The sequence below is a fragment of the Microcoleus sp. N9_A2 genome (assembly GCF_036701775.1).
Taxonomy (GTDB): Bacteria; Cyanobacteriota; Cyanobacteriia; order Cyanobacteriales; family Microcoleaceae; genus Microcoleus.
The window spans coordinates 172933-189255 of sequence record NZ_JAUBRH010000008.1 but is presented as its reverse complement, the minus strand read 5'-3'; the positions used below and the strand labels follow the sequence as shown (position 1 = coordinate 189255).

General features: G+C 44.3%; 17 protein-coding genes and 1 pseudogene. 7 read left to right on the top strand and 11 right to left on the bottom strand.

Annotated elements, in window-relative coordinates; genetic code table 11:
• Positions 1–231 precede the first annotated feature (231 nt).
• From QUA44_RS07620 to QUA44_RS07615, 3 genes and pseudogenes are all read left to right on the top strand, one after another.
• Positions 232–852 (top strand): annotated as a pseudogene (locus QUA44_RS07620) (RNA-guided endonuclease InsQ/TnpB family protein); the annotation flags it as partial.
• The gene (locus QUA44_RS30660) at positions 794–1057 is read left to right on the top strand and encodes a zinc ribbon domain-containing protein (RefSeq protein ID WP_445243639.1); all 264 of its coding nucleotides are present in this window, start codon (positions 794–796) and stop codon (positions 1055–1057) included. The pseudogene QUA44_RS07620 and the gene QUA44_RS30660, both read left to right, overlap by 59 nt.
• Positions 1058–1265: 208 nt before the next feature.
• Positions 1266–1619, top strand: a complete 354-nt coding sequence (locus QUA44_RS07615) for a DUF6464 family protein (RefSeq protein ID WP_333249596.1) — start codon at positions 1266–1268, stop codon at positions 1617–1619.
• An 82-nt stretch (positions 1620–1701) separates the two neighbouring features.
• Here the strand turns inward: QUA44_RS07615 and QUA44_RS07610 are convergent, their stop codons facing one another.
• Together QUA44_RS07610 and QUA44_RS07605 are read right to left on the bottom strand one after the other, a co-directional pair.
• A complete protein-coding gene (locus QUA44_RS07610; RefSeq protein WP_333309606.1) occupies positions 1702–2052 on the bottom strand; it encodes a late competence development ComFB family protein in 351 nt (116 codons plus the stop codon).
• Between the two features lie 74 nt (positions 2053–2126).
• Positions 2127–2435: a DUF1830 domain-containing protein gene (locus QUA44_RS07605; RefSeq protein WP_333249593.1), complete on the bottom strand. Its 309-nt coding sequence runs from the start codon at positions 2433–2435 to the stop codon at positions 2127–2129.
• Between the two features lie 233 nt (positions 2436–2668).
• Here QUA44_RS07605 and QUA44_RS07600 point away from each other — a divergent pair, with 233 nt between their 5' ends.
• Positions 2669–2830 carry a hypothetical protein gene (locus QUA44_RS07600; protein WP_333249591.1) on the top strand — a complete coding sequence of 54 codons (162 nt, stop codon included), beginning with the start codon at positions 2669–2671 and terminating at the stop codon, positions 2828–2830.
• 577 nt (positions 2831–3407) lie between these two features.
• On the opposite strand, the gene QUA44_RS07595 is transcribed toward QUA44_RS07600, so the two are convergent.
• Entirely contained in the window at positions 3408–3794 is a 387-nt protein-coding gene (locus tag QUA44_RS07595) for a response regulator (protein ID WP_333249589.1), read from the bottom strand.
• Between the two features lie 145 nt (positions 3795–3939).
• Between QUA44_RS07595 and QUA44_RS07590 the strand changes: the two genes are divergently transcribed.
• Positions 3940–4140 carry a hypothetical protein gene (locus QUA44_RS07590; RefSeq protein WP_333249588.1) on the top strand — a complete coding sequence of 67 codons (201 nt, stop codon included), beginning with the start codon at positions 3940–3942 and terminating at the stop codon, positions 4138–4140.
• Positions 4141–4307: 167 nt separating this feature from the next.
• Here QUA44_RS07590 and QUA44_RS07585 read toward each other — a convergent pair whose 3' ends face one another.
• The 8 genes from QUA44_RS07585 to QUA44_RS07550 form a co-directional block, all read right to left on the bottom strand.
• Positions 4308–7769, bottom strand: a complete 3462-nt coding sequence (locus QUA44_RS07585) for a PAS domain S-box protein (protein ID WP_333249586.1) — start codon at positions 7767–7769, stop codon at positions 4308–4310.
• Positions 7770–8033: 264 nt separating this feature from the next.
• A complete protein-coding gene (locus QUA44_RS07580; protein WP_333249582.1) occupies positions 8034–9959 on the bottom strand; it encodes a response regulator in 1926 nt (641 codons plus the stop codon).
• A gap of 202 nt (positions 9960–10161) precedes the next feature.
• Positions 10162–11448 (bottom strand): chemotaxis protein, encoded by a 1287-nt coding sequence (locus QUA44_RS07575; RefSeq protein WP_333249580.1) that lies wholly within the window; start codon positions 11446–11448, stop codon positions 10162–10164.
• Positions 11449–11915: 467 nt separating this feature from the next.
• Complete coding sequence (locus QUA44_RS07570) at positions 11916–12350, bottom strand: hypothetical protein (protein ID WP_333249578.1); 435 nt, start codon at positions 12348–12350, stop codon at positions 11916–11918.
• Positions 12338–12550 (bottom strand): hypothetical protein, encoded by a 213-nt coding sequence (locus QUA44_RS07565; RefSeq protein ID WP_333249576.1) that lies wholly within the window; start codon positions 12548–12550, stop codon positions 12338–12340. Before QUA44_RS07565 ends, QUA44_RS07570 begins: the two co-directional genes overlap by 13 nt.
• A 456-nt stretch (positions 12551–13006) precedes the next feature.
• Complete coding sequence (locus QUA44_RS07560) at positions 13007–13468, bottom strand: hypothetical protein (protein ID WP_333249574.1); 462 nt, start codon at positions 13466–13468, stop codon at positions 13007–13009.
• Complete coding sequence (locus tag QUA44_RS07555) at positions 13465–13743, bottom strand: hypothetical protein (protein WP_333249572.1); 279 nt, start codon at positions 13741–13743, stop codon at positions 13465–13467. The genes QUA44_RS07560 and QUA44_RS07555 overlap by 4 nt, the downstream gene beginning before the upstream one ends.
• 6 nt (positions 13744–13749) lie before the next feature.
• Positions 13750–14337 (bottom strand): hypothetical protein, encoded by a 588-nt coding sequence (locus tag QUA44_RS07550; RefSeq protein WP_333249570.1) that lies wholly within the window; start codon positions 14335–14337, stop codon positions 13750–13752.
• Positions 14338–14487: 150 nt separating this feature from the next.
• Between QUA44_RS07550 and QUA44_RS07545 the strand changes: the two genes are divergently transcribed.
• Both QUA44_RS07545 and QUA44_RS07540 read left to right on the top strand, forming a co-directional pair.
• On the top strand, positions 14488–14973 hold the full coding sequence (locus QUA44_RS07545; protein WP_333249568.1) for a hypothetical protein: 486 nt from the start codon (positions 14488–14490) through the stop codon (positions 14971–14973).
• A gap of 3 nt (positions 14974–14976) precedes the next feature.
• Positions 14977–16323, top strand: a complete 1347-nt coding sequence (locus QUA44_RS07540; RefSeq protein ID WP_333249566.1) for a hypothetical protein — start codon at positions 14977–14979, stop codon at positions 16321–16323.

Genomic DNA, 16323 nt, shown 5'->3' with positions numbered 1-16323 from the left:
TGAGCGCAGTGAGTTGGAAACTCTCATGCTGCGTTCTCAGGGGAGGGGAGAGCGGCGACGCTCGAACCTTACCCGACGAGGGAGATACGGCGACGTATGCTCTCTTACCCGACAGTCTCACGTCCGGTTTTGAAGACGAGCGGTTCTCGTGAGGGAATCGCTTAGTTTAACGGTAGACCGAGATTTAAACCGCGTAGTCGTTACCGCACGTTTACTTATCCTCAAGTTAAAGACGGTTGCTTGCAAAACAACTTAATTAACTTGCCGATGTTCGGAAAAGTTAAAGTTGTTTTACACCGTTCAATACCTAAGGGATTCAAAATCAAAACCGTCTCTATTACCAAAAAAGCTGACGGGTACTATGTCACTCTCAGTTTGGAAGATTCAACAGTCCCTGAGATTAAACCTGATTTCAATCCTCAAAAGATTGTTGGAATTGATGTTGGGCTGAAGGATTTCTTGACAACATCAGAAAACGAGACTGTGGCAATTCCTCAACATTACCGCAAAGCTCAAAAGCGCCTGCGAACTATTCAAAAGCGAGTCTCGCGTCGTAAAAAAGGCAGTAACCGCAGGCAAAAAGCAGTTAAACAACTGGGGAAATGTCACAAGAAAGTAGCGGATAAACGTAAAGACTTTCATTTCAAAACTGCTAATAATCTTTTGAAAAAATATGATGTTGTTGTAGTTGAAGATTTGAATGTTAAGGGACTCGCTCGTACAAAACTAGCTAAATCTGTGTTAGATGCTGGGTGGTCAAGCTTTCTGTCGATTCTCACAAATAAAGCCGTAAATGCTGGGAAAGTTGGTAGTCACAGTAAGTGCCTACAATACTTCACAAGATTGCTCTAGTTGCGGTGAAAAAGTACCAAAAAAGCTGCATGAAAGATGGCACGACTACCCACATTGTGGATGTAGTCTTGACCGTCATCACAATGCAGCTATCAATATAAAAAATAGGGCGGTGGGTCATCCCGTTCTTAAAGCTCAGTCAATGTCCGAAGCAATAGCTGGAGTCGCTGAGAAGCCTACACCATACTGTACTCAGTTGGCGTAGGAGTATGTCACTTACCTAAAGCGAGTTGAAGCGTATTTCCTACCCTGTTGGTTAGTCGGCTATCCCCCGATCGCCAAAGGTTCTATAGTTAAGTTGAGCGCCTCAACCGAAATTACTCTCTCTAGAAGAAGTTATCTTTCTAGATGAAGAAAATGTCGGTTTAGGCAACTATTTGCCCCTTTAGTTCAGTTCGCGAACGCACCGCCAAGTGGAACAAAATACTTTACCCGTAGAGGTGATTCTCTCTCACCCCCGCCAATATTTAGGTAGCATTCGGCTGGATTGGACGCCACAACCGGGGAACTATCTAGATTTAGAGGGAGAAACCTACGCTGTCTTGGAACGCCACCACCGCTATCAACTCAAATCCGGCCGCTACCGACTGCAAAAAATTGCCCTGTATGTGCAGTCGGCCACACCGCCGACGGAAAGAACTTTTGTAAGCGGCATCTGGGTTATCGGAGATGCTAGCTGTCGCTTTAATGCTCGATCGGAAATTCTGCGCTGTGCTGTCAATCCCAATGGCCCGTGCAACTGCTGCTGCGATTACCAAAAGTCTTGAACCATCGAGTCAGTACACAATTCCACCTCGCCCAACCGAGAGTGCCGAGAATCTCGGCGTCTCCCTCATTTACGAGAAACTATCAAAACCAACTAGCAACTCTCGAATCAAATTTAACTTCTTCAGGCAGGTGGTAATCTATCTTGTGATAGCTGTGCAGCACGTCGCGAATGCCAGTATGAATCAAATTTTCTATGTGTAGCAACTGCTCTGAAGAACAGCGAACCTGGACTGTTTGGTTTGACACAGACTCGCCGGAGTCGATCGCAGTATATCTATTAGGAACTCGGCTGAGCACATAAGCAATTAAATCTTGTCGCAATCCCGAAGGCGAAAAAGCTTGTTGGTAGGGGTGCTTCGGATAAGACTCCAAGATAATTTCTACTTCCTCTGTGACTACAGCTAAGGTAATATTGACAATATTTTTCTGCATTTTCCCCGTCCCCAAACACTCGTTAACTAATATTTTTGTGGTCGTTCTCGATCTCGTCTGATTTCTCATGAATTTTAACCGGCTAATACCGCCAATCGTTCTTCGGTAATCACCAGCTCAAACTCGGAACTTACCTCTTCTATAACCCGCAGCACGTAGCAGGGAATCTTGTCCGATAAAATAGCACTTGCCACCGTACCAGTGTGAATTTCTAAGACTGCTTCTGCAGCAGCTTCAAACATCAGTCGCTGTCCCGGAAACATCACTCTTTCAAAGTACCAATTAGGAATGTTCCCAATCCGAAGCACCTGAACTAGGTTGGTAACATTTGCGTAATAGCACAGAATCTGGTTGTTACCTTTATAAGATAGCTGATCAGACATTTAAAAAATCTCCACACTCTTTCAAAAACTTACTGAGACTTGGCTTTGCCTGTTAGTGGCAATTGCGAGTTTGGCTCTTGATCAAACGACCGACTTATTTTTGGCGTGTTATTCGAGAGCGCGAATCACATCTTCAGTTATTAATTTTTGTAGCATTGAGTTATCCTGCCAACACTTAGAGGACTGGCGCAGAAACTCCGTTTTTCCCGGTTAAAAAATCCAGTTTGTTTGGTATGCAGGGCCTAGATCCTGACTTATTTAGGTTGATTGTGCTGGGGCACCAGTTAATCGAAAGTACCATCACTGCCCCGAACTCTCCTGACAACAGGTTCGATCTTTGGCAGCGGAATGGTGCTGAAAGTGCGATCGACCTTCAGATCCAGAGCTTCGAGTAAACTTTATCTAAAAAATATGAGGAAATTATGAAGACCATCATTTTTTTTGATAAATCTACTTTTGCCGAAGCAGAGATTACAACAGTTAGGTAGAAACCCGGGTTTTTTACCAAAAAACTTAGCTGCATCTGTGTTCCTGGCTTAAAAAACCCGGTTTCTGAGGGAAGCCTGCGTAAATCTTGGATTAGCAGGCAGAAACGGGGGGTTTTTACCAAAAAACTTCGCTACATCTGTGATTTCGCGTTAAAAAAACCCGTTCTTGAGGCAAGTGTGCGTAACTTCTGGAGGAGTTATTCTGCCTTTGAAATACGGTGATAGCCGATCGGCTTTTTAGGTAACAAAAAACCCCTACTCCCTGAGATCATCTTTGCAACTTCTAGGAAATCCGAGTTTAAAGTAATACCAATTCGGAAAAATAAGGCTACACATAAATTGGTAAGTGAGCATATGTAGGGACACGGGGATGCCTTGTCATTATAGAGATATGCGACTTTTAATAATAGGTATAAGATTGAAAATTGTAGCAAGATATTTTTGAAGGGGTATAACCAATGACGCGATCGCATTTTCTCTCAGTTTAAAGCAACGGTTCCCAACCCAGAATTTCCGCCACTTGCTGTGCCAAACTCAAAGGATCGAAAGGCTTGGCAATCACCCCCGCTACCCCCAAATCAGCAAATTCGCTCAAATCCATCGCCTGCACCTTAGCCGTCAGGAAAATCACCGGAATCCCCCGAGTAGCCACATTGTTTTGCAGCAAACCAAACAGAGTAAGTCCGTCCATATCCGGCATCATCACATCTAACAGAATAGCGTCAGGGAGTTGAGTTTCAGCTAACAGCAATCCTTGGCTGCCGTCGGGCGCGCTTAGTACAATCCAGCCGCCTAAATGTTCCAGACAAGCCTGAATCACGCTGCAGAGGTTTTTTTCATCATCGATGACCAGAATGCGCTTTGCTGACATAATTAAAACTCTAATTTTAAATTAATCATCTTCAGTTGACAGTTGACAGTTGACAGTTGACAGTTGACAGTTGACAGTTGACAGTTGACAGTTGACAGTTGACCTGGGATAGCGACCTCTACCTGGAAGGAAGAGGATTGGAGTAATGAATAGTCTTCTTTTAATTTCTCCCGATCAGGCTTGGGGCTTTAAACCAATTCTTTCTGGTAAACCAAAAGAGGACTTACGCACGCTGCCTCATCAACCCGGTTTCTTCACAGATATAGCAGATGTTGAAGGAAGAAGGAAGAAGGAAGAAGGAATAAGGAAGAAGGAAGAAGGAAGAAGGAAGAAGGAAGAAAATTAAGGATTTCAGCAATTAAGAACGTCCTAATTTTATTGGCGGTTGCTATATTTTGCCACTTACCTACTTAAACCGAGAACATAAAAATTGACATATAGCCCTCCCAAAATCATCCTAACGGCGTGCGTGGCGAGGAAAGTTAGCTTTCGCGAGATCTGATCAAAGCAATCTCAAACCTCCAAACTTTTTCCCCCTTCGCCTTCCAACGGTGCAGGCACTGTGAAATAGAAACTGCAGCCTTGTGAGACAACACTTTCGACCCAAATTCTGCCGCCGTGCTGCTGTACTATGCTGCGACAGATAGCCAAACCCAAACCCGTACCTCCTTTTTGGCGGGAGTCAGAAGCATCGACTTGTTGAAACCGTCCAAAGATAGTTTCTAGTTTATCTGCAGGAATCCCCCGCCCTCGATCTTTAACTTCAAATAAAACCCGTGAAGCGTAGCTATCCTGTAGGGAATCGCCCAAATCTTCAACCCTGACAGTTACTGTACTCCCTGGAGCGGAGAATTTAATCGCATTGCTCAACAAATTTACCAGCAGTTGAACGATTCTGTCGGGGTCAGCCCAAATTTGGGCTGTTTCGGGCAAAATCGACAAATTAATGTTATTTTCAGCAGCCACAGACAGCACAGCTTCCGCAGACTTCCGCATCAAAACCTGGGCATCGCACCACTGCTTCACGAGGATAACTTGGCTCGAATCGAGCCGCTCTAAGTCTAGAATATCGTTGACCAAACGCACTAACCGTTCGGTATCGCTCGAAGCGATTTCTAACATCTGTTTGGCAGTTTCCGGTTTATTTTTCAGTACCCCAGCCGCCAGCAAACCTAAAGAACCGCGAATGGAGGCAAGCGGAGTTCTCAGTTCGTGGCTGACAATCGAAATAAACTCATTTTTCATTTTTTCAATTGCCAGACTTTCTGTGATATCTGTGACTGTGCCTACGTGACCAATTAGTTGAGATCTGTCGGAAAAAATCGGAGCTGTTTTAAGCCGACAAAACCGGATGGTTCCGTCTCGCTGGATGTGGCGGAATTTGCAGGAAAATTCCCCATCTAGCGATCGCGATTTCGACCACTTTGACAGAATTAGTTGGATGTCTTCGCGGTGAACAAACTGCATCCAGCCGTCTCCTAAAGCTGCTGCGGGCGTGAAGCCGCCAATTGCTTGACAGCGGGGATTTGTATAGGTACATTTCCCTTCAGTATCGATTTTGAAAATGCCCACGGGGGAACTCTCGCTCAGAGAGCGAAATAAAGCTTCACTTTCCCGGAGTTCTGCTTGAGAACTTTCTAGTTCTCTGGTTCGCTGCAAAACTCGCATTTCTAACCGTTCGTTGAGCTGTTGGAGGGCGGCTTCAGCAAGTTTGCGATCGCTAATATCGCGGTGCACTGATACCCAGTGGGTAAACTCACCATTTTCGTCTGCTATGGGCACAATGCTCATTTCTACCCAAAATTCCGTCCCGTCTTTGCGGTAATTGATCAAGTCAACCCGCACCGACTGCCAGGTTTCCAAAGCTGTCCGAATTCGATCGAGACTGGCGCCGTCTGTTTTTTCTCCTTGCAAGATGCGCGGGGTTTTGCCCAAAACTTCTTCTAGCGTATAGCCAGTCATCCGCGTGAAAGCTGGGTTGACATAAAGAATTCGCGGGCCCGGTTCGTGAATCGGTTCAGCTTCCGTAATTAACACGGCGTCGTTAGTGGTGGTGACTGCTGATTCCAACAGGCGCAACTGTAATTCTCTAGCTTTGCGATCGGTAATTTCTGTAACTGTCCCCACCATCCGCACTGCATCGCCTGCTTCGTTGTAAAAAAACTTACCTTTCCCCTCAATCCAGTGAATGCTGCCGTCGGGCCAAACCACGCGGTTTTCGTTACAGAAATCTCCTCGCTGGGCGATCGCCTGATTTATAACATTCTGAATATTATTTAAATCTTCTGGGTGAACGCAAGCTGCAAAATTTTGATAAGTTCCGCCAAAAGTTCCCGGTGCCAACCCATACAACTCTTCGTGTTCCCTCGACCAAACAATGCGATTTTTCTGCAAGTCCCAGTCCCAAAATCCGATTTTGGTAGCCGACAAAGCTAAGCTAAGCTGCTGATTGGTTTTTCGCAACTCCATGCTAGTAATCGCCACTCGAAGTTCTCGGGCTATTTCGATTTCGCACCGCTGCCAAGGCAAAGATTTTGATCTCACAGTTTCTTGCCACAACTCAAAGGAAGTGCGAGGAGACCTCGGCCGGCTGTCATCCGGTTTAAATTCAATTGGCCCGTCTGGTTGACCAGCCCAGTTGACAGTTTGAATTGCTTCGGGACGGAACCACAAAATGTAATAATTTTGCATCTCGGACATGGCAAGCACCAGCAAACCGCTAGCAACTTCTTTAAACTTATCGGATGGTCGATACAGTTTAGAGAGACAATCTGTATGAAAGATATCATTATTTGTTTGAGTTTTTATCCAAGCAATTAACTGTTTGATATCTCCCAATTCCGGCGTTTTGCCGATGGTTGTTAAATTTTCATTGGCACACACAACTCCACCTGTAGCGCCCACTAATGCCAGCAATTCATCTTGGGATTTAAGTAAACCTTCGACAAAGCTGTGTGATTGAGAAATTTTGGTGACAAATTTATGGCTAATTTCTTTTAAATAAATTGCATATTTCCAGTCTTCGCTATCTTGTTTGTAGCTGAGTTCTAGATTCACAAACTTTGCTAGCATTTCGCAAGCCGTTCTTGTTTCGTAGTTTACATACTTTCGTGTTGGATGGTGACAGGCGAGCAATCCCCAGACTTTTTTATCTTTGATTAATGTCAGGGTCATGCTAGCGGCAACGTTCATATTTTTGAGATATTGAACGTGGCAAGGGGAAACTGTTCTCAACAAAGAACAGGCCATATCCAGGGGGCGACCGGTCAACGGATTGCAGTGAGGAATTAGTTCTACAGGCTGACCGTTAATATCGGGAATAAACCGAATTAAATTCATGTTGAACAGGTTTCTTGCCAGGGGGGGAATATCGGTAGCCGGATAGTGCAGTCCGAATAAAGGAGCCAAACTTTCTACTTTGTCTTCGGCGACAACTTCCCCCGCACCGGTGGCATCAAATTTATAGACGATCGCTCGATCGAAACCGATCATCCTCCGCACTTCTGCAACTGCTGTCTGACACAGCACTTGCAGGTTTGGTGTTTTGTGGATTTTGTCGATCGGCTCTTGGACTAAATTATAACAATTGAAAGAATCGCTCTTTTTCGGGGAAACAACCGACTCTAGTTCAACAATTAATGCTGAACTAGATTGATGCAGCGTCCCCTCAAAAAAAGACTGGCGGTTTTGACGTTTGAATGATAATCTGATAGCGTTACGTTGTTGGTCTTTTTCAAATAAAGCTTTTTCAATAGCCTCAATTTCCTCAGTCTCCACAAATTCCTGTAAAAATTTGCCCAAAAGTTCTTCGGGGTAAATGCCGAGAGCCTCAAAAGTATTGTTGCTAACTTGCAAAATTTTCAACACAGGAGATTCCAGCACCAAAAGGATGCCGTGAGGTTGAATCGAACCGGGGGCGTAAATTAGTTCGCAGTCGCTGTTATTGAGAGTGGCTGTGTCTGAGGGCAATACCATTGATTTTATGTGATTAATACTTCTATAAATTAGCCTGTGTTCTTGACGATCGGGCAAACATCAATCAACGCCACAGCGTCGGAGTCGCACAACCAAACAATCCCAAGTCTTGGCTAAGGCTTTCTGAGTCGTTTCGGACGCGCACTACATATTTCCTCCTAGTTATACCAGTTAAAAAGATTGCAACTGTAGGTAAAGTCGAAACCATAACTATCATCATTCATTCCCAATTCTTTTATCTCAAATCTCAAATCTCAAATCGGATTAGCGCTGTGCCTGAGCCAGTCTATTTCTGAGTTGAGTCCGCTCCAAACGATTCAGGAGGCGAGCAATTAATTCCGGTTTCACGATCGGCTTATTCACGTAGTCGTCAGCACCTGCGACAAACATTTGGCGCACGGTTTCCGACTCGGAATGAGCTGTCAAAAATAGCACGGGGAGCTTGCTCCAGCGCAAATCGTTGCGAACTGCCAAACACAGCTCGATACCGCTGTAACCGGGCATCTCCACATCTAAAATTAGCAAATCCGGACAAGTCGTTTCGAGTACCTCCCAGAACTTTTCGGGATCGTCCAATGTTGTTACTTGAAAACCCCAAGGTTGTAGAATCATTTTCAGTGCAGCCAATAGATGCACGTCATCGTCTACCACCATAACTTTAGCTTCAGCAGCAGGGCCTGTCTGGTCTAGAACTTGGCCGACTGCTTTGAGTATATCTGCTGGGGGTATCGATTTGTGTAAAAAGCCGGAAGCTCCCAAACGAGCAACTTCTATTCGATCGCTCAATTGATTGTTCGCGCTAAAAACCATCACCGGAATGTCTGGTTTTTCACTGCGGAGTTCGGCTAGCAGAGTAAGTCCGTTTTCCTGAGTTCTGGAAAAGGTCAAATCCAGCAAAATCGCATCGGGAGGCTGTTGATAAATCGCACTTCTTGCCGCTTGCGGAGAGTTGGCGACTTCTATGTGGAAGCCAGAACCGGATGCTGCTATTTTCAGTCGAGCGCTCCCAAAAGTATCATCATCAACGATCAGGATGTGGCGCTGTTGGGAAAGCTGAGCAACCAAATCGCTTTCAGGTTCGGGCGGCGGGCGATCGAAGATTTGTTTGAGCAAATGCAGAAATTCCTCAATCTTCTGAGCAGTCCTCGGTTTCAAGATGTTTTCAGCCTTGAACAAATGTTCGATCTTTCGCGCAACTTCCGAACCTTTCGGCAGCCCTAAAGTTCCCAAAGAACCGACTAATTTGTGAGCTTGATCCTGAGCTTCCCGCCGCAGTTCGTCCTCCAAGGTTCCGCTTTTCAGTTGAGCGATCGCGCCCTCGAATATCGCCACCTTTTCTCTAAAATTGGCTTTTAAATTTTCCCGCATTTTGGCAACCATATTCAGGACTTTGAGGCGGCGGTCGTCATTGTTTAATTCCTGGCTCGACCCGCTGGATGCAGTAGATAAAGTCTCTTGAGTTTTAGCAGTTTCTGCCCTTTCCTGCCCAACTTGTTGGGTCTCAATCTCCTCCGGCAGACTTTTGAGCCGATAGCCCAATCCGTACACGGTTTCCACTAAATCTACAGTCATCCCGGCTGCTTTCAGCTTGTGCCGCAGCCCCTTGATGTGAGCGGTAACGGCTTCTTCTTGAGGAAATTCGCCGGCAGACCAAATGCGATCGAGGATGGCGCTGCGGCTGAAAATACGCCGGGGATTTCTCAGGAAAAGTTCCAGCAAATTGTACTCTTTGGGAGTCAAGTGCAGCACTTGTTCGGCATAACTTACTTCCGTAGTGTCCGGGTTGACTTGCAGTTTTTCCCAGGTCAAATTTGTACTCGACAAAGTTGCCTTGCCCCGGCGCAGCAAAGCCCGAATCCGAGCGATTAATTCTTCGAGATTAAAGGGTTTGACCACATAATCGTCTGCACCCGCCTCTAAACCTTGAACTCGATCGTTGCTGCTATCTAGCGCTGTCAGCAGTAAAATCGGCATTTGGCAGCCGGACGATCGCAATTTTCGACACAAACTAATGCCGTCGAGTTTAGGAATCAGCACATCCAAAACAATCAGGTCGTAATCGTATGCCTGCACCAACTGCAAGGCTGTTTCACCGTCTGCTGCCGCATTCACATTGTAATTGTGAGAGTTCAGCGCTTGAGTTAGTAAACTGACTGTAACTGTGTCATCTTCTACCAGCAGGATTTTCATAAACATCACCTGTCCTTCCAACTCTTCTTGGAACTTTTTATCGATTTTTGGGGCTAATTAAATAGCCTTTTTACAACTGAATTTAAAAATTCCCCACCTTCAGTATAACAAATATTATTCTAGAAATAGAATAATTGTAAATTATTATTTTGATTTTATTTCTTTTCCTCTCGTAATATTTCATTAGATTCGGGCTAATATTTTATGGCTTTTTGGACTTCAGCGCCTGCTGAATCTTTTGAATCAGATATTGCGAGGAATCTTGATGTTTAACTAAGTCTTCCAACTCCGAAACTGCTACTTCGGCGTGTTCTATCTCTCGCACTAAGGAATCAGCGGCAACACTTTTTATGACTCCCAAAGGTTCTTGGATAGCGGTCAATGAATTGAAATTTTTTTCTGCTATTAATTCTTCCAACTCTAACAAAGCCATTTCTGCGCGATCGATCTTGATCGTCACGGATTTAGCCACATTAGCACCCGCTCTTGCTGCCTCCGTGAGTTCGTGAACTCGAAGTTTAAACCGACTGGCAATTTGCTCCATTTGAGTCCCCAATTCAAACGTTTTACTTGCCAGTCTGCCAATTTCTAGACTCACTTTGCTCAGACCGCTGGGCTGACTTCCCATTTGATTGGTAACTACAGCCACCTGTACTGCTAAATGCCTGACTTGTTCGATCGCCTCCCGGATGGTTCGGGAAGTGCGGTTAACCGTTTCTAAATCATTAGCTATTGCTTTGCCCACGCCCAAAATTTTATCTGTATTGTTGCAAATAGCATTAGCACCTTGAAAAGTAGCTTGAAATGCTTGGCGACCTTCGGAAGAAATCAGTTTCGCAATCCTCACAAATCGCTGATTCATTTGAGCAATTTCTTCAGCTTGTTTGACCAGTGCCAATTGCTGGGAACTGGGATTGCTTTGCAACTTTTCTGTTTGACGTTGTTGGATTTTTAAAAGCTCATTACATTCGTGAACTTTAGCCTGTTCTTGTTGAAGGAGTGCCAAATACTTGTGTCTTTCTACTCGGTATTTTTGAATAAGTTTGTTAGCTTGCGCTAAAAGTTGTGACTGGGCAATCACCAGAGTATGAACGTCTAAAAGGCGGTGGCTCTGGTCTTCCCTTACCACAATAATCGGTTCATAAATCAAGTTTTTGTGCCTGTTGAAAGACGCTTGCACGGCATCATCAACTTTCCAGTTTTCCGAAAGTAGCAAAGGCGGAATTCTAATAAAATCTAACAAGGCTCGAATCGGGTGTGACCCATAAAGTTCTACGCGATCGGGAAAACTCATTTGCTCTCGAAATTTGACGCGAGAAATCATGCCCAATATCTGTGATTCATGAGTAATAATGACTCCCGGCAGGTCGGGTTCTTGCTCAAATCTTTCAGCCACTACCTGTCCTGGAGTTGCAGCGCTCACTTGGAAGTCGTGACACGGCAGATGTCCGATCGTGAAATCGGGGGTGAGTTGAGTTGGATTGCTCATTTACCCGGATAGTGTTAAGTAGAAGTTAACAAATTATATATTAATATTATACTGGAATAAGATTGTTTAAAGTAATAACAATTATAGGGAGAAATAAGCTCTCTGGCTCCAGGGCCTGACGACAGCCTGCCTTCTGACTACTTTCATCTCAAGTCTGTTGGAGCCTGCAAGCCTGCTGCGCCCCGGGTTCCGTCCCCAAAACTGGGGCATTCATATTTGGTTCTTTAAAACAACCGGGAAAATATCTAGATTGAATCCCCACACACTGATGTTAGTATTTTGATGGCTGGCAATAACTGCGCTGCACAGGCCAGGGGATGCCAGCCTCCCAGCGTCTCCCTGTCAGGGATTGAAAAAAGGGCAGTCTTACACGCTGGTACTACCACCCAAAACCCTATCAGGGATTGATAACGCTATATCTAGTGTTAATGCAGCTTCATTGCAACACTAGATGTAGTGTTTTAAAGCTAATATTTCACCGTCAACGGCAAAGACTTCACGCCCAATTCTGCGATCGACGCGAGCCGATCGCAAAACCGCCGCCACCCGAATTCCCTGACAATACCAATGCAGCCAGCCGTACCGGGTACGTTTGCGTCAAAGTGCACGCCTAACTCCGCCCGCATCCCGTAACTAGACACTACTGGGTCAGGCGTGATGTGAAAAAATAGTCCCTCGACTCCCCGCGTGTCTAGCCAATACCCTTCAGTAGGGATTTCATATTGACCAGCGGGAATCGGGCCTTTCCCCCTTACCCATTCATCGCCCGGTCGCTGGTAGTCAGCACAGCCAGAAGTTGCAAGATAGTCGATCGCCTTTCCGTCGGGATAGTATAGTTGCAAATTTCCGTAAATCAACTCTACAGACTGAGCTAACTGCATCGTAAAAATTAATTTGTGCATTTTATTTTTTGCTTAATTTGTTCGATTAGATTTTGAATTTCTGCAAGTGTTTTGCGACCTGATACTAAATCTCGCAAATTACAAATAGTCATACCCTGAATGTATCCATACTCTTTAGCCAAATCTTCTAAGCAATCTAGCAATTGACACTTGCTAGGATTAACAGCTTCTAAAAGTTGTTTAGCTTTGTCTATGGTCATGTTGCGTTTTAGGGGGAGAAACTAGCAAACCGCCCAATAAAGTTAAAATTGGCGCTAAGAAAGGAATTAAGGCCGTAGCATTCTCTTTTTGAAAAACTAAAACTGTCCCCGCAGCCACCAACATTATTACGGAAACATTTAAACTAGCAATAGTGAAACGATACGAGTATTTGTCCACTTAGAATCCCGTGTTTTCATTGTTGTACTCGTTTAATAAATCATCTTGAATTTCATGTATTCCTCCGCGCACATGATATCCGTGATGGATTTTAAGATAATTCTGTATATCACGAACTTCCGCTCTTTGACTTATGTACAAACTCCGAAGTACAGTGAGTTTACGTTGAATATTAGCTAAAAGAGTCAGAATGCCGCGCGTAACATTCCACAAAACAATTAAACTAATCAGCGACGTTAAGAATGTTCCAACTAACGAAGCGATATCAGTAAGGTTTTTCACAAAGAATGTTGATCTAGCAATAAGTTGATTTTGTTTTCACTGCGTAAAACGCTACTATGCACTGACCCTATAGCGTTTGTTATGGTGTCCGCCTCGGGGCCCCAATATTCCCAAATGGTAAGGCTTGCTTGATTGAACCAGTAAGGGAATGAAAATTTTAGTGTGTAAGTTGTGGTCAGCTTGGGAAAAATAAACAGTTGCGTTCTGTTTAACCACAACTTTCGACCACTAACTGATTCCGCTCCTTGGGAAGGCCCGACACCAAGCCTAATTTTTTGATTAAGAAATCCACCAAACTTCCAATTCTGATCGGGTTCTGGATTTGTCACATATATTGCTAGAATGTGTTTTTCAAATTGATAGGGCGGTACGTAATCAGGTATAGGGTTGCCGCTAAAAGCTTGCGAATCGCTTTGTATCCAATTTTGAGCATTATCTAGTTCAACTAATAAGCTCATAAATCTAAATTAGCGACAACCCATAAAGCGCGCCGCATATGGAATCTTGGGTCAATACCTACAGAGTCCAAGACGTCCATGTAAGTATCGACTTCTATTTGATTTGTTAACAGCTCGCAAGAAGATTTGTTAACTAATAATGCCGCATCTTGCTCGTTTTCAGTTGCGTCACTGGTAGGCAGGATACAAAGCAAATCTTCTATTTCTTCTGGCAGGAATATCATTGATTCGTCCATACCAGGAAGCCATAAAGTTTTAGAGTCAAGATTCGGCATTATTAATTAACCTACGTACCCTTGAGGTTTAAACGAGATGCGGGCTGTTGATTGAGTAAGTTTTAACGCTGCGCGAATACCGTCTTGGACGGCTTTTTCATTGTCGGCCCCTTCGGTTTGACCGAAAGCGCAGCTAACAGTATCAGTCTCAACCAGCGTGTAAGGCTTGCCAGTGGTTCGACTAATAGCATCTTTGGTTTGAGCTTTGGCAACAGTGCACAGGACGCGAGCAAGTTCAATTTTCCTCGCTCTTTTAATTGACACGTTAGCAGTTGTCGGTTTTGTGTCTGCAGCAGCTCCAGCACCAATAACAGCAGTACGGACATTAGTAATTAAGCTGTTGTTATTTTCTTCTTTTTCAGGTTTGGGCGCAGCAGTTGGAACGGCAAGAATTTTAGTTTCCCAGTAAAAGTTGTTTGTCTCGCCAAAAGGTTTGATCCATCCCAAGCTCGAACCAACGTTAATCTTGAGACCGAGCCGAGCAGCTTGATATGCCGCTCGTTTTGCGGCTGCATCCAGTCGCCGCCAAGCTTCTAATTTAGTTTTAGCGGCCATCAACTCTTCTGCTCTATTAATATCTGCGTATCGAGCCATAAAAAATTCTTGTAATGGGATGTTTCTAATTTGACCTTTCTGCGCGGGTTTGACTACTCTTTTTTTCTTATATTAAAAATTCAACCCTATAACCCTGTAAAAATTTTGCGCTATACTGAAAACAGCTCAGAGTAAGGCTTACAGGCTATTATGACTATTACTATTGCTGGCGTAAATGGAACAATTAAAGGCACTACTGCCGAAACACAATTCTTTCAATTGATAGAGTATTTCCAAGGATTAGAAGCAGCAGGCAACAACGTTAATAGTTTTGTTTCTGGTAATTATGACAGTGACGCGCTGCTATTTACTGGCGACTTTACCGCGCCCGTGAAATTTACAGGAACGGGATTGAATTTTGTTGGCAAAACCGAAAGCTTTTTAACCGGAACTTTCACCCCTGGCACGGGCGGCAAGTTTACCGCAGCTAATTCTTTAGATTACTTTTTAGAGGTTTTGAGCTTCATTCTGGCGACTCAAAACGACGATTCTAAAAACCCTAACAAAACTAAAAATATCAGCGCCAGCGTTAACGCAACTAACGGAACTGTTAGCGGCAGTTTCACACTGCCTTTTACCCGCGAAGTTACAGATACGGGTATTACAATCACGCCTAAAGAATATTTGTTGACTTAAAAAATGCCCGAATATACTTTTCCGTTTCTGTTTGAGCCACTTAAAGCCAACAGCAGTATCCAAACAATTTTTGATACGAATACCCTTGTTGCACCTATCAAAGCGGCGATTGCGGGTTATATCGCGACACTCGGATTACCTGCCGCCGAAACAGCACACTTATCTTGGGAAAACTGCGGTGCTGCAATTTATCTAGAACAATTAGTAGCTACTTACCATTTACCGAGCTTGGGCATTCAGACACCGGCACCGGCTCTCAAACGAAATTCCACGCTTGCCGACAAAGTATCGGAAATCTCGGCGCTTAACGGTCAGTACCCAAAGTGCCAGTTAATGCTGTTTGTGCGAAATTCTGCCGCCGACCCGTGGCAGTGGAAAAATACCGAAGTTATCCAGAATTACGGGAACCGTGCAAACACGCTCGATCTAATTCCTTATCTCAGCCAAGGAACCCTCGACATTTTGGGAAAAGGAACCCAAATCGGCATTCAATTTATTGATGACCCCGTTTTTAAGACGACATTGCCGGCTGCGGGCGATCGCCTTTCGATTAAAGGAGCGCTGCGGGTCGAGGTTAGCCAGTTCGACTCAAAAAAAAATGACCTGACCGAACAATTATTAGCTCGGATGGCAGCACTGGAATTAGCGCTAGAAGGGCGGCTGGTTAATTTACCTGCAAACGTATTGCTGGGGAGAAACAGCACTAGCGGAATTGTCGAGACTGTTCTCCAAACAAAATTTGCAACGCCGGCAATGATTGACCAGGCAATTATTGATTTGGTTGGGGGAGCGCCAGGGGCGCTTAACACCTTAATAGAGCTAGCGTCAGCTTTAAATAATGACGCAAATTTTGGCGCGACTGTAACTAACGCATTAGCTACAAAAGTAAGCAAAACAGGTGACGAAACTATCAACGGCATCAAAACTTTTGCTAGTGCTATAAAAACGCCTTACTTAGAAAGAGACATAATTTTGAAGTTAACAACTGGCGTTACCTGGACTGCAAATAATTGGTATACAGTGCCGGGATTAACTATTCCCTACGCATTGGAAGAAATACGCCCTTATTTGTTGACCGCTAATTATCAATACAATGACGGAGCCAACTCTTACAGTCATTGGCAAATGGGCGGTAGTTGTTTTTTGTTGGGGGGTATTGCCTGGAAATCGAACAATACATCTGTAGCCGAAACAATCATGACGCTTCAAGATCACAACGGTAGCGATACTAATACTTTTACTTTTCGCACGCTAATAGGATATTTAAACAGGGGTTTAGAAATTAAATCGAGTTTTAACCTTGCGATTAATGGATTGGGTTTTATTGAATTTGCGCTCAAACGCATTTAG